Below are 23,135 nucleotides of genomic sequence, written 5' to 3' on the forward strand. Positions count from 1 at the left end.
CCATGACAAAAGTCCTGTCGTCGAAGAACGTTTACGAAGGCCATATCATTCGCGTCGACGTCGACCGCGTCCTGTTGCCCCATGGTCATGAGGCGACTCTGGAGGTAGTCCGCCATCGCGGCTCGGTCGTGCTCATCCCGATGCCGGATGCGGATCATGTGACGCTGGTGCGCCAGTACCGCTATGCGATCGACCGATCCGTCTGGGAGCTGCCAGCAGGCAGTCTCGATCCAGGTGAAGAGCTCGATCAGGCCGCCAGACGAGAGTGTCACGAAGAAGTGGGATTGGTGCCGGGACGGATCGAACGCCTCGCCGTCTTCTACCCGACGCCCGGTTACTGCGATGAGATGATGGTGTTCTACCGCCTGACGGATCTGCAGACGCCCACAACCGCTGCGGCGCACGACGAAGATGAAGTGCTCGAGCCGCGGACGTTCACCCTCGCGGAGCTCAGCGAGATGCTGACGCGCGGGGAGATCGTTGATATGAAGACCGCCGTCGGAATTGGGTTGGTTACCACGTAATTCACGCGCGTCGACCACGTGAGCGCTCTACGAGATGGGTGTTGACGTCACCTTATCAAAAGCGGGAAATGGTCCACGAACCGGTACGGTGTCGTCCAGCAAGGAGACGAACGCCGCGCCGGTGGCTACGGCTTCACGGATTGAAGACATCGACGTGATCCGAGGAGCGGCACTCTTCGGCGTCCTGATAATGAACCTGGTCTACGGCTTCCGCGTCCCCTTCCCCTTCCGCCCGATCCCGCGCCCATCGACCGTATCGTGGGTGAAGTGCTCACGGTCGTGCTTGGCGGCAAAGCCATGACGCTCTTTTCGATGCTGTTTGGCATCGGCTTGTGCATCTTTTTCGAGCGTGCCAGCGCGCGCGGTCCCGGCGCGATGACGTTGCTCACGCGCCGCCTTCTGGTGTTGATGGCGTTCGGATTCGCGCACGTCATTTTCTTGTGGCACGCCGACATCTTGGCGTCGTACGCCGTCTCAGGGCTGATTGCGCTGTTGCTCATTCGGAAACGGGCGGCGATCTTGCTGACCGTAGCCATCGCTCTGCTCGGTGGTCGCGCGTTGATCGTTTGGATGTGGCCTACGGTGCTTCCGCCATCAAATGCGGCAATGGTGGCGCAGCATTATCAGGACGCGTTGGCCACGTACGGAGGTGGCAGCTATCTCGATGTCCTGGTATTCCGCGCAACAGAGGTGCGCGATATCTTCCTTCGCTTCTCGTTCACGCATATGCCGACGGAGCTGAGTCACTTTCTCATCGGCATCTGCATCTGGCGTGCTGGCGTGTTGCGTCACGCCGCGCGTTACCGTCGCGTGTTGGCTTGGGGGGCGTTTGTCGGCATCGCAGCCGGTGCAAGCTTCGCCATCGTTCGTCTCGTCCCAGAGGCAATGGCTCGGATTCCGTACGCCCAAGGAGAGCTGTTCTACGCTATCCACAGCGTCTTCTTGCGGATGTTTGCGCTCGGATACGGCGCGCTCTTGCTGCTGCTGTTGCAACGCCCCAGCACCCGTGCCAAGCTCTTGCGACTCGCACCGCTCGGGCAAATGGCGTTTACGAATTACCTGACCCAGTCTATGGTCTTTTCCACGATCTTTTATGGATATGGATTCGGGTTGCTTACGAAGCTCGGGACGGCGGCGGCGGTATTGCTCGGCATCGCGTTCTACGTCGTCCAAGCGGTCGTGAGCATTCTGTGGTTACGCCGATTCGTCTTCGGGCCCTTCGAGTGGGCTTGGCGCTGTCTCACTTATGGAAAACTGCAGCCCATGAGGCGGCTCCCACGGCCGATTCAATCAATTTAAGCCAAGAAGAACACGAAGCCGTGTCCTTGGTGGTTAGGCTCCGACCGACGCTTCGGCAGGTGTGCTCGTCGTCTTGATCGGCTCTTCGACGCGCACCGTGGTAAGGACATGCGCCAGCACTTCGTCAATCGTCGTGACGAAGTGAAACTTGAGCTCGCGCCGCAGCTCTTCTTCGATGTCCTCGTTCACGTTCTTCTCGTTCTGCCGCGGGAGGACGATCTCGGTGATGCCATGGCGACGCGCCGCGAGGACCTTCTCCTTGATACCACCGACAGGGAGCACGCGACCGGATAGGGTAATCTCGCCCGTCATGGCAATGTCGCCGCGCACCGGCCGTGCGGCCAGCACCGAGACCAGCGCCGCCACCATCGTCACACCGGCGGATGGCCCATCCTTGGGGATGGCTCCGGATGGCACGTGTAAGTGGATTTCCGTCTCGCGGTAGAAGTTCGAATCCAGCCCGAACTCGTCCGCGTGCCGGCGCACCCAGGAAAGCGCCGCGCGCGCCGATTCCTTCATCACGTCACCGAGATGCCCCGTGAGGGTCAGCGTCCCGGGGCCGGGCATCCGCGACGCCTCCACGAAGAGAATCTCGCCACCGGCCGGCGTCCAAGCCACGCCAATGGCCACGCCTGGCTTGCTCGTCCGTTCTTCCGTTTCCTCTTCCTCGAACTTCGGTGCACCGAGGAACTCCTGAACGGCCTGCGGCGTCAGCACCACCGGGGACTCGTCTCCTTCCGCGCGGCGGCGAGCGACCTTCCGGCAAAGCGCGCCAATCTCACGCTCCAGGTTGCGCACGCCTGCCTCACGCGTGTACCCGCGGATGACAACGTGCAGCGCGTCATCGGTAAACGAGATCTGCTCGTCGGTGAGACCGTGGTTCTTCACCTGTTTCGCGACCAGGTGCTCTCGTGCGATTTTGAGCTTCTCTTCCTCGGTGTACCCGGGCAGCTCGAGGACCTCCATCCGGTCACGCAGTGCCGGCGGTACCGGGTCGAGGACGTTCGCCGTCGTGATGAACAGCACCTCCGACAGATCGAACGGCACGTCGAGATAGTGGTCGCGGAACGTGAAGTTCTGCTCGGGATCCAGCACCTCGAGCAAGGCGGAGGCTGGATCGCCCCGGAAGTCCGCGCCGAGCTTGTCGATCTCGTCCAGGATGAACACGGGGTTCTTGGACTCGGCGCGGCGCAGGCCCTGAATGACCTGGCCGGGCAACGCGCCGATGTACGTACGCCGGTGGCCGCGAATCTCCGCCTCGTCGCGCATACCGCCCAGTGAGACGCGCACGAACTTACGTCCCAATGACTCGGCGATCGACCGCGCCAGCGACGTCTTCCCAACACCGGGTGGCCCCACGAAGCACAGAATCGGGCCCTTGAGCTCAGGGTTGAGCTTGCGAACGGCAAGGTACTCGAGAATCCGCTCCTTGGCTTTCTCCAGATCCGAGTGGTCATGATCGAGCTGCGCCTTCGCGCGCGCCAGATCAATCAGATCGTCAGTGCGTTTGGTCCAGGGAAGCGCGACGAGCCAATCCAAGTAGGTCCGAGAGACGGTGTATTCGGCGGCGGCCACGGGCATGCGCGCCAGGCGGTCGAGCTCACGCGACGCCTCCTTCATGACCGCCTCCGGCATCCCGGCCGCCTCGAGCTTCTGGCGCAGCTCCTCGATGTCCTTGGTGTGCTCGTCTTCGTCACCCAGCTCGCGCTGGATGGCCTTGAGCTGCTCGCGCAGGAAATACTCCCGCTGATTCTTGCCCACCTCCGACTGAACCTGCGACTGGATCTTCGACCCGAGCTCGAGCACCTCGAGCTCCTTGATGAGAATGCGATTCAGCAAGTCGAGCCGCGTCCGCACGTCAATCGCCTCCAGCACCTCCTGCCGTGTGGCGGTCGTGAGCGAGTTGAGGCTCGACGCAATGAAATCGGTGATCTTGCCGGCTTCTTCGATGTTTTGCGCGAGCGTTTGCAAATCGTCGGAGAGCAGCGGTGAGAGCGAGACGATTCGCTGAAAGTTCGTGCGGATGTTCCGCTGCAGGGCGTCGATCTCGAGCCGGTCCTCGGGCCGCTCGATCTCCGGCGCAATGTCGACCGCCGCGCGCAGGTATGGCTCGCCCAGGATGAGCTGCTGGAGCGAGAGCCGCGTCAGCCCCTGCACGATGAGGCGGAGGCTGCCATCCGGCAGGCGAAACATCTTGTGGATACGGGTTGCCGTGCCGATTCGATAGAGCTCGCCATCGCTCGGCATCTCGACCGCGGCGTCTCGCTGGGTGAACACCCCGATGAGACGCGGGCCGGTCATGGCATCGGTGACCAGGCGGACCGACATCTCGCGCGCCACGGCGAGTGGCATGAAGGAATGAGGAAAGAGGACCGTATCTCGCAGAGGCAGCACCGGTAGCTCGGGCGGGACCACGAGCGTCGCTTCGCCGGAACTGACGTCTTCGAGCTCGACCCGATCACGAGTGGCCATAGTGATCAAAGCACGACCACCGTACGTAGAGAGGGGTCTTTCAACCCCTCTCTACGTACGGAAGACGTTTAGCTTACAGTGCTGGGCTGAGGACGCGTCCGCGAATCCTTAGCTCGGCAGGTCCAGGAAGAGCGCAGGCGCCCCACGTCGCTGTTGGAGCGAGCGCTGGCGCTCGGCTGCCGCCTCGCGCGCCTCCTCGCAATCCTTACAGCGCACCGCGAACGGCAATGCCCGCAGTCGCTGCTCGGAGATTTCTTCACCACACTCGTAACAATTACCGAAGCTTCCCTCCTCGAGGCGACGCAGCGCCTCGTTGATGCGTGCCAGAGTCTCCGCCTTCATCTGGATAAGGGCAAACTCGATGTCCTCTTGGATGTCCACTTCCGAGGTCTCGACGTCGTCGACGACGCCGACACCTGGGGAGCCACTGTTGGCGCCTTCGGTGCGGACATCGCGCATTTTATGATGTACTTCCGCCAGCAACGCACGTCGTCGGTCCTCGAGGATTTTCTTCAGCTCGCGGTACCGCTCGCTGAGCATCGCCCTTTTGGTGTGTTGCTTCTTCATGAATCCGACGCTCCTTTCGGGGACCGCCCTCGCGCCTAAGCCCACGAAAACAAGAACTATAGCAAAGATAATGCCAGCCCGAGGACGACAGGCGTCAGGAAGCCCTGCCGAGCGCTGGTATGTATCTGACGTCGCCGAAAATCGGGGGAAAGGCCGGGGTGGGGGTGAGATGCGGTCAATCTGTCAGTCTCGCCCCGGACCAGCCCGGCTCCCCGCCCAGCTCCCTGGGGGACGCTTCAAATTACTCATTTACAGCGCTTTATACTTCCGACGTCCTTCGCCGAGCGACCCACCGCTCGGCACTGCATTACCTTAGACGCCGCCTGACGCAGTTCGGTTCGACGTGCTTGAACCCTCCCAAGCACATCATTGATCGAGTGTCAATGTACTGAACGCTTGAGGTTCGGCGACCGGACACCCTCGGCGAGAGACCCGCGGTCGGGCAACTGCTCCAGCAACCGTTCGAACCGCGGCGCGTAGAGCAATTCGTAGGTCGCCTCGGAGCCCGGGAACAGGCGGAGCACGGCCGCTCGCGTGGCAGCGACCAACCGCTCCCCCTCGATTCGGTCCAGCTGACCCCGTGCCAAGAGCTGTGCCGCTAGGTCGACGAGCAACCGCACTCTCCGAACTCGTCTGTCTTCCTCGCGCACCGCTTCCGCGCGTGTCATGGCATTCCTCACTGAACGAACCGGCTACCGACCGCCACCGGTGCAATGCCACGTTCGGTGAGCAGCTGTCTGCTGAGGCCACTGCCGGTCAGCAGCCAGCGCTCGTACAACTTCAGCAGATCGCTGTCCGACGTCAGCCCACTTCGCTGGCTGACTTCCTGGAGCACGTCGACGTAGGTGATGAAGCGCTGGGCGAGCTCAGCAAAGACGGGCGCGAGAACATCCGCGCCGCACTGGCTGAGCGAGCCGTACGCGTACTCGCCTAGTGACATGTAGTAGTCCGGCTCGACGATTTTGCGATGGAGGCTGTCACCGAAGAAGCCCACCAGGAACAACGAGGAGTCGCCGATCTCACGAAGCTGGCTTCGCTGCTCGCGCCCGCTGTTCTCGAGCGCGCGCCCCAGGCGCAGGGCCAGCGGCTCGGGATCCCAGCAGGCCTGCCCCTGTTCGTCTGCACGTGCGAAGACCGTGAGGAGTCGAACGACGTAGAACGTGGTGGGCGAGGTAGAGTGCGTCGGTTCGACACGCTGGTTTGCGAGCGCGCCTTCGACCATTTCTTTGAAGTACTCCACCAATGTCTCGTCCCGACGGAGCGCATTCGTCATTGGTCTCCCTCCTACGATGCCCCTTTCTTCGCTCGAGCCCCCTCCTCGCCGACTGAATGTTGCAAACGCCGTACCTCCCCCGGGAGCGTGGATTCTCCACAATGTGGCACCCGGCGCATCGGCAATTCATCCCGTCTTGTTTTGCATTAAGCTCGTTTCATGGTCTGCCCGCTGTGCCGTGCCCGCAAGTCCCGCCGCAGTTGTCCCGCGCTGGGCCAACAAATTTGTCCCCTTTGCTGCGGTACCAAGCGCCGTGTCGAGATTGCGTGTCCCGAGACCTGCGGCTGGCTCCGCGCCGCCGAGACACATCCGGCCGCCGTAGAGCAGCGCCGCAGGGAGCGCGATCTAGAAGCCGCGGCGCCGCTGGGTGAAGCGCGCTCGCGGGAGCAGCGGCTCATCTTGACGGCGGTCCTGGACGCCACGACGCGATACGCGGACGCAGCGGTTCCCCATCTCACGGATCGCGACGTCGCCGAAGCTGCCGAGGCCCTCGCGGCGACCTACGAGACCTCGGCGAGAGGGATCATCTACGATCACCAGCCTGCATCGCTTCCGGCGCAGCGCTTGCTCACCGCGTATCGCGAGGCGCTCGAGACACCCACGCCGCGTCAGCGGCCGGCCTCTTTCGAGCGGGCTGCCGCCCTCGCGCTGCGCAGGGTCCGCGACGCCGCGCGGAACTTTGGGGCACGAGAAGAAACGACAGAGACGGCCTTCCTGGACTGGCTCCGGCGGGTCGGCGCGAAGCAGGGGGGGACGCCCGCCAGCCTCGTGATAGATCCCGGCTCGGCTGCGTTTCCCCCAGCGGGCGAGCCGTCAGAGTCCGATTCCGAGGACACGGGCCGCATCATCGTGCCTTAGTGTGATAAACTCGTGTGTTCTTCCGTGCGGGCGGAGGACGATAATCCAGCTTCCTGTGGCGGAAGCAGTCCACGGTAGATGCTTATGTCGAAACGGTGTGAAATCTGCGGGAAGGGGCCGGCATTCGGTCGTAACATCAGCCATGCCCACAACGTGACGTCGCGGCGGTTCCACCCGAACCTGCAGAGCGTCCGGGCGGTCATCGCGGGTGCGACACGGCGCATCCGCGTCTGCACGCGCTGTCTGCGCTCCAACAAGGTGGTCAAAGCAGCGTAGGCGCGTTTGACGCCCGCTCCTTCCCTGATCCCCTGATCCGTCCCCCTGCTCTCAGCGACCGCCAAGGGGCGTAGTCCACAGCGCGAGCACCTCCTCAACCACCAGCTCCGGCATTTCCTCCGGGAAAGAAGAGCATCGCGTCGTCGACGCACTGCCACCAAGGGCCCTCAGAGGCGCAGTCCCACGTATCCTGCCACCGCCGCGACGCCCAGCTTGTCGTCCGCTCGCTCCACGATCATGCGGATTCGGCCTGGCGAGCCTATTGGCGCGGTGTCCCCCCCTCGGAGAAATTGAGCCTGGTGTGGAATATGGTGTTGGAGTATCAGGCCTGGCGTCATCCCGATGTCCCTCAACCAGGACTTCAGCGATCTCTTTGCCGAATTGAACGCCGCGGGCGCTAGGTACCTGCGATAACGTCGGGCTCGTGGCCCCGGACGAGCTTCCTTCGAGACACTGAAGGAAACGTTTCTATCAGATCGGATGATCGTTCCTTAGCATGTCCATCGTAGGAGTACGGACCCCACGGTGAAGCCGGCACCAACCGAGGCCAAGAGGACGAGGTCGCCCCTCTTCAGCCGCCGTGCCTTCACGGCGTCATCTAGCGCTAGCGGAATGGTCGCCCCGGTCGTGTTGCCATATTTGTCGATGTTGATGACCACCTTTTCCTCGGGCAGTCCAAGCTTATGGGCGGCAGACTCGATGATGCGGCGGTTCGCCTGATGTGAGACGAAGAGGGCGATGTCGGCAGTTGTGAGACGGTTTCGCTCGAGGAGGCGGCGGAAGATCTCCTCGGTCTTCCGCACCGCGAACCTGAAGACCGAAGGTCCGTCCTGTTTCACGTAGTGCAGCCGCCGATCGACCGTCTCATGAGAGGGAGGCAAGCGGCTGCCGCCAGCAGGCATACACAGCGCCGGCCCGCCGCTACCGTCGATCTCGTGAGCGAAGTCGATGATCCCGACGCCGTTCTCGCGCGCCGGTGACACGACCACCGCGCCGGCGCCGTCACCGAAGAGCACACAGGTCGTTCGATCGGTGTAGTCGATGATGCTCGACATCACATCGGCGCCAATGACCAGCGCGTGCCGAGACCCGCCCGTGGCCACCATCGTCGCCGCCGTGGTGAGCGCGTAGGTAAAGCCGGAGCAAGCCGCTCCGAGATCGAAGCCCCATGCGCGCTTCGCACCTATACGGTTCTGTACGAGACATGCCGTGCTGGGGAAAATCGTGTCCGGCGTCGTGGTGCCAACGACGATGAAATCGATGTCGGCCGGCGTGAGCCCCGCCCTTTCAATGGCTTGACGACCGGCAACGGCGGCGAGATCCGACGTCGCGACGTCGTTGTCAACGATGTGTCGCTCTCGGATGCCGGTCCGTTGCACGATCCACTCATCGGAGGTGTCGACCATCTTCTCGAGGTCTGCATTGGTGAGGACTCTGGGCGGCACGTGCGTGGCGAGCGACGCGATTGCTGCCGTGCGCAATACGCCTTGCGGCGCTCCGACGAGCGTCCGCGCGTTCTCGGCCGACTCCATTACCACAGTGTCTGATCCTTTCCCGGGGCGGTGATCCCGAAATAGTCGTAGGCGCGAGGCGTGGCCACGCGACCCCGCGGCGTACGATCGAGGAATCCAATTTGAATGAGAAACGGCTCGTAGATCTCTTCGATGGCGTCGCGCTCTTCGCCGACCGCAACCGCCAGCGTGTTCAAGCCCACGGGGCCACCGCCAAACTTGTCGATAATCACCAGCAGCAGCCGCCGATCGATCTCGTCGAAGCCGTGCTGGTCCACTTCCAGCAGCTCCAGACCACCCTGCGCGACCTCCATCGAGACGATTCCATCGGCGCGGACCTGCGCGAAGTCGCGAACGCGGCGGAGGAGGCGATTGGCAATGCGCGGCGTGCCGCGGGCGCGACGTGCAATCTCGTGCGCTGCTTCCTGGGCAATTTCCACGCTCAAAATGCGGGCCGAGCGACGGACAATCTCCTCCATGTCCGGTAGGCGGTAGAAGTCGAGCCGGTGGACGATGCCGAAGCGACTCCGGAGTGGTGCGGTCAGCAAGCCGGTCCTGGTGGTGGCGCCCACGAGCGTAAACGGCTGGACCGGCACCTTCACCGACCGTGCTGCTGGTCCCTGGCCGATCACGATATCCAGCTCGTAATCCTCCATCGCTGGGTAGAGGATTTCCTCGATTGCGGCCGGCATGCGGTGGATTTCGTCCACGAACAGTACGTCGCGCGGCTTGAGATTGGTGAGGATCGCCGCGAGATCACCAGGCTTCTCCAAGACGGGACCGGATGTGGCGCGCATCGGGACGCCCAGCTCGTTGGCAACCACGTGCGCCAGCGTCGTCTTGCCGAGGCCTGGCGGTCCCGACAGCAGCACGTGGTCGAGTGCTTCGCCGCGTTGCCGCGCCGCGGCAATCGACACGCTCAGATTCTCACGGACGCGGTCCTGGCCGATGTACTCGTCGAGCGTGCGAGGTCGCAGCCCGGCCTCGTACTGGGCGTCATCGTCAACCCGAACTGCCGTGACGAGCCGTTCCTTTTCCACCATGATCACAGGCGACGCCAACTAGCGCTCTGCATCCTCGACCGGCCCCTGCTGACCCCTTGCCCCTTGCCCCTCGCCCCCTACTGATCCCTGGCCTCTGATCCCTGATCCCTTTACCGCGCAAGCTCGCGCAACGCCCGCTTGAGCGCTTGTTCGAAGCTCGGTGCGGCGTCTCCATCTTCCAACGTGCGCGTAATGGCCTTCTCCACGAGCGGGCGATGGTAGCCGAGGTTGGTGAGTGCCGACAGCAGATCGGTGCGAAGACTTCTGTCACCAACCGTGTCGGTTGCCGCCTCTTCCGCCTCGGCCGAGGCAGTGATGCCAATCGGCAGACGATCACGCAACTCTAGGGCAATACGCTCTGCCGTCTTGCGGCCAATGCCTGGAATGCTCGTCAAGCGCGCCAGATCGCCCCGCTCGATGGCCTGCACGAGCTCGACTGGATCGAGGCCCGACAGCACCGCAAGCGCGAGCTTTGGTCCGACGCCGCTGATGCCAATGAGTCGTTCGAAGATCTGCTGCTCGAGCGACGTCGCAAAGCCGAACAGCGTGATCTGATCCTCGCGCACGTACGTGTACACGCGGAGCACGACGTCGCTTCCCTCGTCTCCTATCCGTGTGAACGTCGCCAGGGGCACGTGCACATCGTAGCCCACGCCTTGCACGTCGACGAGCACGCGGTTCGGGTGCTTATCGAGAAGACGCCCGCGAAGCCGCGCAATCATGGCAAGCCGACGCCCCCCGGGCGGAAATGACGCCAGCTCCCGCCACGGCGGGCACGTGTGGTCGCCGCCGGCACTGACGCGGACTGATGATGCACATGGCACAAGGCGACAGCCAGCGCGTCGGCGGCGTCGAGCGGCGACGGACGCACGCGAAGGCCCAGCAGCATCCGCACCATCTCCTGGACCTGGATCTTTTCAGCCCGTCCGTAGCCGGTGACCGTCTGCTTCACCCGCGCCGGCGTGTACTCGACGATGGGGAGGCCGGCTTGGCGCGCGGCGAGCAGGGCGACGCCACGCGCGTGGCCCAGTTGGAGCGCGCTCCGCGCGTTCACCGCGTGGAATAAGCTCTCGACCGCGACACAGTCGGGCCTGTGTGCGGTGAGCAGCTCGTCGAGCCGCGCGTGGATCCTCAGCAGCTTGTCCGGAAAAGGAGCCCGTGCGGGCAGGGTGATGGCGCCGCAGGCAATGAGACGGCTCCGGCTGCCGTCGGTCTCGATGCAGCCAAAGCCGGTGCGCACGGAGCCGGGGTCGATCCCGAAGATCCTCACGCCAGGGAAGCCTCGATCTCCTTCTCCTCGATATCGAAGTTCGACCACACCTGCTTGACGTCGTCTTGCTCGTCGAGCGCATCCATCAGCTTGACCACTTGCTGCGCCGTCTTCCCTTCCAGCTTCACGTAGTTCTGGGGAACCATGGCGACCTTGGCGACGTCCGGCTCGATGCCGAGTGTCTTCACGGCCTCGAGCACGGGTTGGAACTGATCGGGCGCGCTCACGATCTCCCAGTTGTCTTCATCGTCGCGCATGTCATCCGCCCCAGCGTCGACGACCGCCGCCATCAGGGCTTCCTCGTTTGCCTTCTGTTTGTCGACGACGATATAGCCCTTCTTGTCGAACATCCAGGCCACGCTATTGGTCTCGCCGAGGTTACCGCCGTGCTTCGAGAAGAGGTGGCGAACCTCGCTCACCGTGCGGTTTCTGTTATCGGTGACGGTCTCGACGATGACTGCGGCACCGCCCGCGCCATAGCCCTCGTAGGTGACTTCTTCGTACGCCACGCCCGGCTCTTCGCCGGTGCCACGCCGAATGGCCCGCTGGATGTTGTCCGCGGGCATGTTGGCGGCCTTGGCGTCGGCAACGACGGTTCGCAAGCGCGGATTGGTGGCTGGATCGCCACCGCCGAGGCGGGCGGCAACCGTCAACTCTTTGATGATGCGCGTGAAGGCCTTGCCGCGTTTGGCGTCAGCCGCGCCCTTCTTGTGTTTGATTGAGTGCCACTTCGAATGGCCTGACATCGTGGTTCTCCGTAAAACCTGCAAATTTTACCATGCCCCTCGCTCCACAGGGTGTCCGGCAATGGGACGACTACTGGCGCCGGACGCCCCAAAAAGGAACCGGGTACCTTTTCGCTCCCGGAAAGGTACCCGGTTCCATTTTCCCCTCACTCGTGGCGCAAGGCGACCGTTGGGTCGATTCTCGCGGCGCGACGTGCGGGGATGTATGCTGCAACCGTCGCGACGACAATGAGCACGGATGCGGACACCGAGAGTGTCGCGGCGTCTGTCGGCTGGACACCGTAGAGCAGGCTGGCGGCGGCGCGAGCCGCCAGGAGGCTCAACGGTAGGCCGACGGCGACTCCGACGCATGCCATGATCAGAGCCTCGCGCACGATCTGCCAGCTCACGGCGGAGGCAGACGCGCCGAGCGCCATGCGGATGCCGATCTCGCTCGTGCGCCGAACAATGCTGTACGCCATGACACCGTGCAGGCCAATCGCGGCAAGCAGGAGTCCGACAACACCAAATCCGCCAGACAGGATCGCAACCAACCGTTCCCGAACGAAGACCTGGTCGACCTGCTCCTGCATCATACCGACCTTTGTCACGATGATATCCGGACCGACCTCGCGAATCTCGCGCTGGACCGGCTCGATGAGCGAAGCGGCGTCACTGGTTGCCCGGACCGCAAGTGTCAGCGGTCCGAGCGTCGTGACCGGCTGAAGCAGCGGCACGTAGAGAAATCGTGGCGCGTTGTCGTGGAAGTTCTGGTGTTTCGAATCTCCAACCACACCAACGACTTCGTACACCCCTCCATAACCACCTTCCGACGTCTCCGACTGTGCGGTCTGGATGCGTGCTCCCAACGGGCTGCGATCGCCAAAATAGGAGCGGGCTGCCGTTTCGTTCAGAATCGCCACCCGAGGCGCTGTCGATCGGTCGCGCGCCGTGAATGTACGGCCGAGCCGGAGGGGGATCCCCATGGTTTCGAAGTACTGCGCGGATACCTCGTTGAACGCCGTATGTTGATCCCCTTCGACGGCGGTCACATTGACCGTCATTCCATAATGGGTCCCGCTCAACGGCGTATAGCGCGACAGACTCGCTGAGTGCACGCCAGGCAGTGCCCGAATGCGACCCAGGATGTTCGTCCAGCGAGCGGCGCGGCGCTGGAACGAGGGGTCGGAGTCGGGTGTGTCGATGTCGAGCCTGAGCACCTTCGCTGGCCGAAACCCGAGGTCGATCGCCCGCAGGTTGCCGAGCGTGCGGATGAACAAGCCGGCTCCGACCAAGAGCACAAGCGATAGGGTTACCTGAAAGACGACGAGCGCGCGCCCCACGGGCAGGCGCAGTCGAGCAGCGCTCGCGGGACTCGCTCCGGCCTTGATGTCCGTATGGGCCTCGACTCGCGCTGCGCGAACCGCTGGCACGAGGCCGAAGAGTAAGCCAATGATTAGGCACAGTGCCGCCGTAAAGAGCAGGACTCGCAGATCGAGCTGCAGGTCGGGAAGTTCAACGGTGAAGAACCGAGCAAGTGCTCCGGCACCCCAACCGGCGAAGAACAAGCCCACGAGCGAGCCCATCATGAACAGCAGCAGCGACTCGGCGAGCAATTGACGCACGACGCGGAACCGGCTGGCGCCAATCGCCATCCGCACGGCGAACTCCCGCCGGCGAGCTGTCGCTCGGGCCAACAACAGATTCGCAATGTTGGAGCAGGCGATGAGCAAGACGAGGCTCACGATCCCCATCAAGAAGAGGAGCGGCTTCGAAAGCGGGTTGCGGAGGCCGCCCGCAAGCCCGTGCGATGCCGGCGTGAGCTCGATCTGGTCGAAGCGGCGCTCACGGTCTTCTCTTGAAAAGCCCGCGTCACGCATGAAACTCTGCCAGATTGGGTCAATCTCGACACGAGCTCGCTCTCGCGAGATGCCAGGTCTGAGACGCGCCACGGCATGGAACCACCAACTGAAGCTGTCGCCGAGGCGCTCGCCCGGATCGAGCGTAATGGGAATCGTGACGTCGACCGGATAGCCAGGAGAGAGCCCGACGAATCCGGGTGGCGTGACACCAACGATGGTCAGCGTGCGATCTGGTGCTCGACGACGGGCGCCGCTCGTAGCCCGTTCCCCGCTGCGCACGATCGTCTTGCCGATGACATCCGGGTTACCAGCAAATCGGCGCTGCCAGTACTGGTAGCTCAACACCGCTACCGGTCGGTCGAGCCGCTCGTCCGCCGCCTCGAACGTCCTGCCGAGTATTGCGCTCACGCCGAGCATGTCGAAGTAGCTTGCCGAGGCCACCTGGACAGCGGCCTGCTCCGCTTGCCCATCTATCGTGAGCCTCCCGCTCACGAAGGAAAACGCTGCCATGCCGGAGAACGACCGACTGTGATCACGCAGTCGCTCGAAGCCGGGATACGGAGGTGCGCCCTGGTTACCTCCGTCGGATCCCACAATCTCCACGAAGAACAGTTGGCCGGGCTCGCGCACCGGGATGGTCTTCAAGAGAACGGCATCGACAATGGTGAAGATGGCCGTGTTGGCACCCATCCCGAGGGCGATCGTGAGCACGGCGACCGCCGCGAAGCCTGGGGCTCGGCGTAACACCCGGAGGGCATATCGCAGGTCCGCGATCAGATCCTCGATGAGCCGTGTGCCCCGTGCATCACGGCTCTCCTCTTTCAACGCCTCGACGTTACCGAAGCCGCGAGCGACGGTAGATCGCGCTTCCTCTGGGCTCATGCCGGCGGCGATGTGTCGTTCGATATCCTTCGCGACGTGGTAGGACAGCTCTTCATCGAGCTCCTGCTCCACCCGACTTCTTCGGAACAGCGCCCGTAGCCGCACCATCGCCCGGTTCAGCATGTCGCTCTCCACTCTGTTCACACCTACTCGGCGCGCAGCGCCACCAGCGGATCGACCGTGGCCGCTCGCCATGCCGGAATGAGGCTCGCTATCAACGCGATGCCTCCGAGGACGAGCGCCACGATTGTGAAGGTCACCGGATCGGTCGCGCTGACGCCGTAGAGCTGCGCTTCCAACACGCGAGTGAGGGCAAGGGCGCCCCCAATGCCGAGGGCGAGACCAATGACGACGAGCACCAAAGCCTCGCGGACAACGGTTTCGACAAGAGTGCGCGGCGATGCGCCGAGTGCGATCCGAATCCCAATCTCGTGCGTCCGCTGCGCGACGGCGAAGCTGAGGAGCCCGAAGATGCCGACTGCTGCGAGGGTCAACGCCACCGCCGAAAAGAGCGTCACAAGCGTCGCAACAAAGCGGGGACGGGAGACCGAATCTGCTATGACCTGCTCGAATGTCCGAAACTCGGGGACGGGAAGGCTAGGATCGAGGGCCTTGAGCTCACGCCGAATCGGCCCGGTCAGGGTGAGCGGGTCACCGGCCGCGCGAACGGTCACCCACATCGACGAGAGCGGCACCTGCGCGTGGGCGAAGTAGACTTCGGGCGCAGGCGCCCGATCCAGGCGACGGCTGCGCATGTCACCAACGACACCGACGATCGTGAAGGCGTCAGCAACCTCCGCGATCTGGTCGTCCCAAAAGTCACGGAGCCGTCGCCCGAGGGGATCCTCACCTGCGAAGAATCGTTTCGCTGCCGCGTGATTGATCACAACCGTTGGAAGGCTGCCAGCGGCGTCCTGCTCCCTAATGCCACGGCCTCGCAGGAGAGGCACACCCATGGTTTCGAAGAATGCTGGGCTGACGATGCGTAAATCGATGAACAGCTGTTCCTCACCGGGCGAAGGAGCACGCTGTCCGCGAACGCCACGGAGCGTTCGCCCTTCCGCACGGAAGCCGCTATTGTCAGGCCCCTGCTCGATCGGAAGGCGAGAGATCGTGGCGGCCGACCGCACACCAGGTTGCTGCCTGACGCGCTCCAAGAACTGGTTGTAGAACGCGCGGACCTGTCCAAGCGATCCGTACCCTGTGTCGGGCAGGCCGATCTGGAACGAGAGAATCCGTTCGGTGCGAAAGCCCGTGTCCACGGTGGTGAGTCGGGCGAAGCTCTCCAGAAGGAGGCCGGCTCCGACGAGGAGCACAACCGCTAGCGCGAGCTGCCCGACGACGAGCACGCTCCGGGTGCGCTGTCCTCGCTGCGAGCCGAGACCGCTCCTCCCGCCTGACTGGAGGGTAGCGCTCCGCCCACCAGCCGAGGCCCGAAACGCAGGGACGACTCCTGCCAGCAGGCTCGCACCGATCGCGATGCCGAACGTGAACGCCAGAACGGTTCCATCCACACGGATCGCGTCGAGGCCTGGCAGCTCCTCGGGCCACATCGTGACGAGCCTGTCCGTGGCCCAGAAGGCGAGCCCAAGGCCGAGCAGGCCGCCGCCGAGGCCGAGCACCAGGGATTCGGTCACGAGCTGTCGAACGATTCGGCCGCGCTGAGCCCCAAGCGCCGCTCGCACCGCGATCTCGTCGCGTCGCCCCGCTGCCCTCGCCAGCAGCAGGCTGGCCACGTTGGCGCAGGCGATGACGAGCACGAGTCCGACAGCACCGAAGAGCAGGAGCAGTGGCGTCCGCACATCCTCGACGATCTCCTCATGAAGCGGTCTGGTCGTGAAGCTTGTCCCTCTGTTTGTTTCGGGGAAACGCTCTTCGAGACGGCGGCCGAGCAGACGCAGCTCGGCTCGAGCCGCCTCCAAGCTCACGCCCGGACGGAGGCGCGCGAGCACCGGAACCACCGAGTGTAGATAGCGGTGCGCGGTGGTCGTTGCCGAGAACTCCCCCCCATATTCCAGGGGCACCCAGAGAGCGCACTCCGACGGGAAGTCAAAGCGCGGCGGCATGACGCCAACCACGGTGTGCGGCTTCCGATCGAGCGTGATCGCTCGGCCGATGATGTCGCGATCGCCGCCGAACTGCTGCTGCCAGAGCGCGTGACCGAGCACGACCGCACGCACTTCGCCAGGCTCGCTCTCCTCCGGCCGAAACGTACGGCCCAGAAACGGGCGCACGCGGAGCGCCTCGAAGAAACCTGCGCTCACGCCTGCGCCCTCCAATCGCTGCGCCTCGCCGACACCCACCAGCGTCGGCGAAGTGTGACGGACCGCCGCAATTTCGGCAAAGGAGCGCCTCGGCTCTGCTTGCAGGCTCATGAAGTTCGGCGGCGAGAGCAAGCGTTCATACTCTCCTTCACCCTCCATGACCGTGTAGAGCAATACCAACCGGTCCGGCTCCTTGAACGGAAGGGACCGCAGGAGCACGCCATGGATCATGGTGAAGATCGCGGTCGTCATGCCGATCCCGAGCGCAAGGGTCAGCACGACGGCCGTCGTGAACCCGGGGCTCTTCCGGAGCGTCCGGATCACGTACCGAACATCCTGCACGAAATCGTCGAACAGCCGAGTGCCGCGCGCGTCACGACTTTCTTCCTTGAACAGCTCCACGTTGCCGAAGCCTCGCCGCACGGCCAATCTTGCTTCCTCCAGGCTCATACCCTGTGCGATGTGCCGTTGAACATCCTTCTCCAGGTGGTAGGAGAGCTCCTCGTCGAGCTCCTGTTCGACTTTGGCTCTGCGGAACAGGGCACGAAGCCTCGGCTTCAGTCGGTTCAGCATGTCGGCCTCTGTTCTCTCACCTCGTCTGGAGAATCAGCTCGAGGGCCGTGGAGAACCGCTCCCATGTCTGGCGCTCGGCGGCCAATTGCCGTCGTCCTGCCGCGGTCAACGTGTAGAACTTCGCCCGCCGGTTGTTCTCGGACGCTCCCCATTCCGAGCTTATCCACCCACGCGCCTCGAGCCGGTGCAACGCGGGATACAACGACCCGTAGTTGATGCTCAGGATGTCCCTGGACAGGACATGGATGCGCTGCGTGATGTCCCAGCCGTTGGCCGGCCCGCTCTGGAGCAGCTTGAGCACGATGAGATCGAGCGTCCCTGCCAGAAGGTCAGTCTTGTTCTTGCCCACGTGTCTCCTCTTGTTGATCTATATGTCTGATTGTATCGAGGAAATCGTGGCCAGGCTGCAACCGCGCCCAGATGTTCCGAGCACGGTGCGAAAGCTGCCGGCACCGAAGTCACCCGCACCGGAGGCGTTGCTGGCGTGCACGACGGCGGCTTCGGTGAAGACCGCCGACACGACAGGTCCCTCGACGCTAGATGCGTCCGCCACGCCCGGAACGTACTCCGTCGGCCCACCGTTAGGGCAGGCCTCGACCGAGAACCCGTCACCAGGAATCGTCACACCGCTCGCGCCCGCGCGCTACAAGCTGACGGTCACGATTTCCGCTGAGACTTACGAGAAGCTCCGCACGGCGCAAGACCTCCTGCGCCACAGCATCCCGAGTGGCGATCTGGCGGTCCTCGTCGATCGCGCCCTGACGGTGCTGCTACGCGACGCGGCCAAGACGAAGCTGGCCGCCACCGCGAACCCCCGGACGAGCGCCGCCTCCGCAGCGCGGTCGCGCCGAATTCCTGCTGCCGTCAGGCGCACCGTGTGGGAACGTGACGAGGGGGAATGTGCCTTCGTTAGCGCAAGCGGGCATCGCTGTACCGAATACGGGCAGCTCGAATTTCATCACGTGGTGCCCTACGCCAGGGGAGGTGAGGCCTCAGTCGCAAATGTCCAGCTGAAGTGCCGTCATCACAACACACATGAGGCGGAGCGGGACTTCGGCCCTTGGACGGCCATGCATGTCCGGGAAGATCGTCCGCGTTATGCATCGGACGGCGTACCGGTCCGTGAAGCATCGGCCGGTAGCGTGGAAGATGGCGGCGGTGGTACGTCGCGGGTCGAGCCGATGGCTTGCAGGTATGCAGCTCGCCCCGGGCGAGCTCGATGTGGCACGAATACTGTGCCGAACTCGTTTCGAAACGACCCTTGGCCGTCGCTCAGCGTCGCCCCGAGCGGGGTCGAGGGACGAACCGCCTGCAGCACGCTGAAGGCAGGGGCCGTTGCAGGCGAACAGTGTGGCCGGTTGCCTGCCGAGGCCTTAATCGCATAGCGTGAGCCACCGGACACGAGAACAAATGAAGAACACTCGAATCGCGCGATGGGCTTTCTTTGGCGCGGTGCTGATCAGCGCCGGCACGGCATGGCCCCATCGAGCGCAGGTGCAGCCGGCAGCGGATGGCGCAACGCGACTGTGGTACCGACAGCCCGCGAAGACGTGGGTCGAAGCCCTGCCCGTTGGCAACGGCCGGCTGGGTGCCATGGTATTCGGCGATCCGGCTCACGAGCGGCTTCAATTGAACGAGGATTCGCTCTGGTCGGGCGGCCCTCAGGATGCCGATAATCCGGCGGCACGCGACGCGCTTCCGAAGATCCGTGCGCTGCTCTGGAAGGGTCGATATGCGGACGCCGAAGAGCTCGCCAACCGCACGTTGATCTGCCGCGGGCCCGGAAGCGGACGAGCCAAGGGTGCGCGGCTCGCCTATGGCTCGTATCAAACCCTCGGCGATCTGTCGCTCACCTTTGCCGGCCACGACAACGCCACCGACTACAGGCGTGAGCTGGATCTCGACAGCGCCGTCGCGCGGGTGAGCTACCGGCTCGGTACTGCGTCTTGCACGCGAGAGGTGTTCGCAAGCCATCCAGACGAGGTGCTGGTGGTCCGCGCGGCATGCGATGCGCCCGGTCTCATCAACGTCGACGTGGCGCTTACGCGATCGGAGGCAGCCACCACCGCCGTCGATGAGACCAACGAGTTGGTCATGCGCGGTCGGATGTTCAACGGCGACACGCAGACGGGCTTGCGCTTCGCCGCGCAAGTCCGCGCCCTGGCCGAAGGAGGCGAGAGCACGGTCGCCGACAACAACCTTCGCGTCCGGAAGGCTGACAGCCTGGTGCTGCTGCTGTCGGCCGCGACGGACTATGCGCTCGAACCGCCCTCGTATCGCGGCGTGTCTCCTGATGGGCCAACTGCCAACCGGATCGACGCGGCCGCATCCAGACCATACGATGACCTGCGCGCCCGTCACATTACGGATCATCGAGCGCTGTTTCGGCGAGTGAAGCTCGACCTCGGCCAGCCTTCGCTCGCCTCCGGCGAGCTACGGCTAGGCGAGGCCACTGGCTCGGCCGATCCCGCGCTCGCTGCGCTCGCCTTCAACTACGGCAGATATCTTCTCATTGCCAGCTCCCGTCCAGGCTCGTTACCCGCCAACCTGCAGGGCCTCTGGGCCGATACGACCGACACGCCATGGAACGGCGACTATCACACCAACATCAACCTGCAGATGAACTACTGGCCAGCGGAGGTGACCAATCTCGCAGAGACCGTCGAGCCATTGACCCGGCTGATCGAAGCCATGCAGGCGCCTGGAACGAGAACGGCGCGCGTTCACTACGGTGCGCGCGGATGGACGGTGCACGCCATTCACAACGTGTGGGGCTTCACCTCGCCGGGTGAGCATCCCGGCTGGGGCCTGCTGCCAACCGCCGGCGCGTGGATGACGCAGCATCTGTGGGAACACTACGCGTTCAGCCTCGACCGCGAGTACCTTCGCGGCGTGTATCCGATCATGGCGGGAGCTGCGCGCTTCGTCTTGGACTGGCTCGTCGAAGATCCATCGACCGGTGAGCTGATCTCCGGTCCCGCCAACTCACCAGAGAACCGCTTCGTTGCTCCAGACGACTCGAAGGCAAGCCTCAGCATGGGACCCACCATGGACCACGAGATTGCGTGGGATCTCTTCACGAACCTTGTCGAAGCCGCCCGCGTGCTCGAAGTGGACGACGAGCTCACGCGCGACGTCGCCAACGCCCGTGCGCGGCTTCGTCGTCCACGCGTCGGCGCAGACGGTCGGTTGATGGAATGGGCGCAGCCCTTCGAGGAGGTGGAACCCCACCATCGCCATGTTTCCCACCTGTTCGCGTTGCACCCCGGACGGCTGATCACGCACGCGACGCCAGAGCTCTTGGCGGCGGCCCGCCGGTCGTTGCTGGCGCGTGGAGACGAAGGAACCGGCTGGTCGATGGCGTGGAAGGTGAGCTTCTGGGCGCGCCTGCGCGACGGAGACCACGCCCACGGGCTCATTCAACGTTTTCTGCGGCTGCTTCCAGCAGATCAAGAGGAACGCGGCGTCCTCTCAGGAGGCGGCGTCTATCCCAACCTGTTCAGCGGTCATCCGCCGTTCCAGATCGATGGCAACTTCGGCATCACGGCTGGGATCGCCGAGATGCTGCTCCAGAGCCACGCGGGCGAGCTGCACCTGCTTCCCGCGCTGCCCCGCGCCTGGCGCCGAGGATCGGTGAGCGGCCTGCGCGCACGCGGCGGGTTCGAGGTCGACATCACTTGGGCCGACGGAGCGCTCACCGAAGCCACTATTCGATCGACGCGGGGCGGTACATGTCGAGTGCGTGTGGGCCACCGCGTCCATCGCATCGAGACGGAGGCGGGTGGAGCGTACCGGGTGACGGGGTGACGGGGTGACGGGGTGACGGGGGGGTGACCGGGTGACGGGGTGACGGGGTGACAGGGTGAGGGGGTGACAAGGTGACCGGGTGACGGGGTGACAAGGTGACAGGGTGACGGGGTGACCGGGTGAAGGGGTGACCGGGGCAACTCGACACTGGGGTCACGTGCTTGTGGTGCTTCTCCGTCGTTCGATGTGGGCCGACGGCGTTCCGAACCGCCCGTTCACCTTGTCACCTTGTCACTTTGTCACCTGGTCACCCCCTCACCCATCCGCCGACGCGCCAGGATCAGCCATGTGTCCGAACGCGGATCCCACGGAGTGCCGTTGTAATCGCCGAGCAGCGCGTCGATGCGGAAGCCGGCACGCTCGAGGCGCTTTGCCATATCCGGCACGCTGAGGGTGCGGAACGCCACCGAGAAGCGGGTGACACGACGCCCAGCCCCCTTGCCCTCGATGTACTCCTGGTCGAAGATCGTGAGCTTGCGGACGCGGTCCTGCCGCACCGACTCGACGAGCGCCACCGGCAACCCATGCGGTCCTGATCGTCCACGCAAGGTGAGCCGCCGGTCGTACTGCTCCCAGCGGGGCACGTCCGCGACGAGATCCACACCAAATAGCCCGCCCGGACGCACGACACGCGCGACGTCGTCGAGCGTCCGTTTGAGCAATCGATCGCTGAGCAGCGACTGAAGGACTCCGTACGGCGCGATGACCAGCGGAAAGGTGTGCGGCTCGAACGGGAGGCTGGTGATGTCGCCTCGGACGAGGAGCAGCCCGTCCGGCGATCGGCGCAGGCGCTGCCGTGCTCGGGCCAGCATGGCCTCGGATCGATCGACACCGACCATGGAGACGCGCGCCCTCACGAGCGGTACCGCCACGCGTCCCGTGCCGCAGCCGAGCTCGAGCACGGGACCACCCGCCTGGCGCGCGAGATTGCGCCAGAACGCTACGTCACGCCGCCCAACGGTTCGGGCATTCTCCCAGTCGTAGAACGCCGCGTATTCGTTCCACCCCTCCCATCCTGCACGGGCGCTACCAGTCATACCGGCAAGGGTCGGTCGGCTGACTCTGCAGCGTTCTGGCCGATCGCGGCAAACAAAATTGTGTGTTGGATCTCGACGAACGCAGGACCCGCTGCGGTTGCTTGGTCACGATAGCGGGCGACCGCCTTCAAATAGTCGCGGCCGAGCCGCTTCAGCGCCTCACTCGGCGCGCGCGCAACGGCATCGCCAATGCTCTCTTCGCGCGCAGCCCAGACGCTCGGCGCGGGCGCCCCGACGCGTACCTGGGGAACCGGAAAGAGCTGTACGGTCACCGGCTCGATGCCCACTTCGAGAAAGAGGGACGGCAGCTTCGGCCCGATCACCGGGTCGGCCGGATCACCGGCGGACGTTGCGAGCGCCGCGAAGAACTCCGTGCCAAGCTCGAACGCGCGTCGGCCGCTCTCGAGCGATGTGTAGAAATATCGAGCGCCATTGTCCGGCTCGACGATGACGATGCGGCCGCCGGGCTTGGTGACGCGGGCACACTCGTGGAGAACACGGATCGGGTACGGGACGTACTGGAGCACGGCGACAGCAAAGGTCGCATCGAACGATCCTGGCGCGAACGGCAACTGAAGGGCGTCAGCTGTCGCGACGGGCAGTGTCAGGCCGCGGTCCTGGGCGGCGGCGCGCGCCTCGCGCACGCGGCTCTCCACGATGTCGATCGCGACCAGCAGCGGCGATGCCGACTGCCCACCGCCATTCTGGCGCTCGAGGAAAGCGAGCTCCGCGGTGCCACGTCCACAACCGACGTCGAGAATGCGCTTGTCCGGCCGCGGCTGAAGCGTGTCTTCCAAGAACGTTGTGAAGGCGTCCGGCCACCAGCGATCCCGCAGATGCTTGAGCGTATTCGAGGTGAGCAGGTCGATGTCTCGAGGCATAAGGCAAAGCG

The 23,135-nt window shown here is 64.3% G+C and carries 21 protein-coding genes; 6 read left to right on the plus strand and 15 right to left on the minus strand.

Translation table 11 applies throughout. The annotated features are described in order from the left end of the window. Positions 1-2 precede the first annotated feature (2 nt). Both GEV06_07615 and GEV06_07620 read left to right on the plus strand, forming a co-directional pair. Positions 3-524: an NUDIX domain-containing protein gene (locus tag GEV06_07615; GenBank protein MPZ17762.1), complete on the plus strand. Its 522-nt coding sequence runs from the start codon at positions 3-5 to the stop codon at positions 522-524. A gap of 258 nt (positions 525-782) precedes the next feature. Continuing rightward, positions 783-1,823, plus strand: coding sequence for a DUF418 domain-containing protein (locus tag GEV06_07620; GenBank protein ID MPZ17763.1), 1,041 nt, complete (start codon positions 783-785; stop codon positions 1,821-1,823). Between the two features lie 33 nt (positions 1,824-1,856). On the opposite strand, the gene lon is transcribed toward GEV06_07620, so the two are convergent. The 4 genes from lon to GEV06_07640 all read right to left on the minus strand — a co-directional run bounded on the left by lon (position 1,857) and on the right by GEV06_07640 (position 6,135). Further along, positions 1,857-4,295, minus strand: a complete 2,439-nt coding sequence (gene lon, locus GEV06_07625) for an endopeptidase La (GenBank protein ID MPZ17764.1) — start codon at positions 4,293-4,295, stop codon at positions 1,857-1,859. Between the two features lie 108 nt (positions 4,296-4,403). Beyond that, a complete protein-coding gene (locus tag GEV06_07630) occupies positions 4,404-4,862 on the minus strand; it encodes a hypothetical protein (protein ID MPZ17765.1) in 459 nt (152 codons plus the stop codon). Positions 4,863-5,242: 380 nt separating this feature from the next. Continuing rightward, the gene (locus GEV06_07635) at positions 5,243-5,530 is read right to left on the minus strand and encodes a hypothetical protein (protein ID MPZ17766.1); all 288 of its coding nucleotides are present in this window, start codon (positions 5,528-5,530) and stop codon (positions 5,243-5,245) included. 8 nt (positions 5,531-5,538) lie between these two features. Next, positions 5,539-6,135, minus strand: a complete 597-nt coding sequence (locus tag GEV06_07640) for a hypothetical protein (GenBank protein ID MPZ17767.1) — start codon at positions 6,133-6,135, stop codon at positions 5,539-5,541. A gap of 159 nt (positions 6,136-6,294) precedes the next feature. Here GEV06_07640 and GEV06_07645 point away from each other — a divergent pair, with 159 nt between their 5' ends. After that, positions 6,295-6,993, plus strand: a complete 699-nt coding sequence (locus GEV06_07645; protein ID MPZ17768.1) for a hypothetical protein — start codon at positions 6,295-6,297, stop codon at positions 6,991-6,993. 84 nt (positions 6,994-7,077) lie between these two features. Further along, on the plus strand, positions 7,078-7,269 hold the full coding sequence (gene rpmB / locus GEV06_07650; GenBank protein MPZ17769.1) for a 50S ribosomal protein L28: 192 nt from the start codon (positions 7,078-7,080) through the stop codon (positions 7,267-7,269). Positions 7,270-7,760: 491 nt separating this feature from the next. Here rpmB and fabH read toward each other — a convergent pair whose 3' ends face one another. The 8 genes from fabH to GEV06_07690 all read right to left on the minus strand — a co-directional run bounded on the left by fabH (position 7,761) and on the right by GEV06_07690 (position 17,748). After that, entirely contained in the window at positions 7,761-8,801 is a 1,041-nt protein-coding gene (gene fabH, locus GEV06_07655; protein MPZ17770.1) for a beta-ketoacyl-ACP synthase III, read from the minus strand. Next, positions 8,801-9,823: a Holliday junction branch migration DNA helicase RuvB gene (gene ruvB, locus GEV06_07660; protein ID MPZ17771.1), complete on the minus strand. Its 1,023-nt coding sequence runs from the start codon at positions 9,821-9,823 to the stop codon at positions 8,801-8,803. The genes fabH and ruvB overlap by 1 nt, the downstream gene beginning before the upstream one ends. A 110-nt stretch (positions 9,824-9,933) precedes the next feature. Next, complete coding sequence (gene ruvA / locus GEV06_07665) at positions 9,934-10,545, minus strand: Holliday junction branch migration protein RuvA (GenBank protein ID MPZ17772.1); 612 nt, start codon at positions 10,543-10,545, stop codon at positions 9,934-9,936. Further along, on the minus strand, positions 10,542-11,093 hold the full coding sequence (gene ruvC, locus GEV06_07670; protein ID MPZ17773.1) for a crossover junction endodeoxyribonuclease RuvC: 552 nt from the start codon (positions 11,091-11,093) through the stop codon (positions 10,542-10,544). Before ruvC ends, ruvA begins: the two co-directional genes overlap by 4 nt. After that, positions 11,090-11,839 carry a YebC/PmpR family DNA-binding transcriptional regulator gene (locus GEV06_07675; GenBank protein ID MPZ17774.1) on the minus strand — a complete coding sequence of 250 codons (750 nt, stop codon included), beginning with the start codon at positions 11,837-11,839 and terminating at the stop codon, positions 11,090-11,092. Before GEV06_07675 ends, ruvC begins: the two co-directional genes overlap by 4 nt. Positions 11,840-11,985: 146 nt before the next feature. Beyond that, positions 11,986-14,757, minus strand: coding sequence for an FtsX-like permease family protein (locus tag GEV06_07680; GenBank protein ID MPZ17775.1), 2,772 nt, complete (start codon positions 14,755-14,757; stop codon positions 11,986-11,988). Further along, positions 14,709-17,399 carry an FtsX-like permease family protein gene (locus tag GEV06_07685; GenBank protein ID MPZ17776.1) on the minus strand — a complete coding sequence of 897 codons (2,691 nt, stop codon included), beginning with the start codon at positions 17,397-17,399 and terminating at the stop codon, positions 14,709-14,711. Before GEV06_07685 ends, GEV06_07680 begins: the two co-directional genes overlap by 49 nt. A 16-nt stretch (positions 17,400-17,415) precedes the next feature. After that, the gene (locus GEV06_07690) at positions 17,416-17,748 is read right to left on the minus strand and encodes a PadR family transcriptional regulator (protein MPZ17777.1); all 333 of its coding nucleotides are present in this window, start codon (positions 17,746-17,748) and stop codon (positions 17,416-17,418) included. A gap of 46 nt (positions 17,749-17,794) precedes the next feature. On the opposite strand from GEV06_07690, the gene GEV06_07695 reads away from it, so the two are divergent. Then, positions 17,795-18,784, plus strand: a complete 990-nt coding sequence (locus tag GEV06_07695; protein ID MPZ17778.1) for a hypothetical protein — start codon at positions 17,795-17,797, stop codon at positions 18,782-18,784. 25 nt (positions 18,785-18,809) lie between these two features. After that, positions 18,810-21,206: a glycoside hydrolase family 95 protein gene (locus GEV06_07700; GenBank protein MPZ17779.1), complete on the plus strand. Its 2,397-nt coding sequence runs from the start codon at positions 18,810-18,812 to the stop codon at positions 21,204-21,206. Here GEV06_07700 and GEV06_07705 read toward each other — a convergent pair. The 3 genes from GEV06_07705 to GEV06_07715 all read right to left on the minus strand — a co-directional run bounded on the left by GEV06_07705 (position 21,106) and on the right by GEV06_07715 (position 23,124). Continuing rightward, positions 21,106-21,363 (minus strand): hypothetical protein, encoded by a 258-nt coding sequence (locus tag GEV06_07705; GenBank protein MPZ17780.1) that lies wholly within the window; start codon positions 21,361-21,363, stop codon positions 21,106-21,108. The genes GEV06_07700 and GEV06_07705 overlap by 101 nt on opposite strands. Before the next feature lie 82 nt (positions 21,364-21,445). Continuing rightward, on the minus strand, positions 21,446-22,243 hold the full coding sequence (locus tag GEV06_07710) for a methyltransferase domain-containing protein (GenBank protein MPZ17781.1): 798 nt from the start codon (positions 22,241-22,243) through the stop codon (positions 21,446-21,448). Beyond that, positions 22,240-23,124, minus strand: a complete 885-nt coding sequence (locus tag GEV06_07715) for a methyltransferase domain-containing protein (protein ID MPZ17782.1) — start codon at positions 23,122-23,124, stop codon at positions 22,240-22,242. The genes GEV06_07710 and GEV06_07715 overlap by 4 nt, the downstream gene beginning before the upstream one ends. Positions 23,125-23,135: the final 11 nt, after the last annotated feature.

The sequence above is a fragment of the Luteitalea sp. genome, assembly GCA_009377605.1.
Classification (GTDB): domain Bacteria; phylum Acidobacteriota; class Vicinamibacteria; order Vicinamibacterales; family Vicinamibacteraceae; genus WHTT01.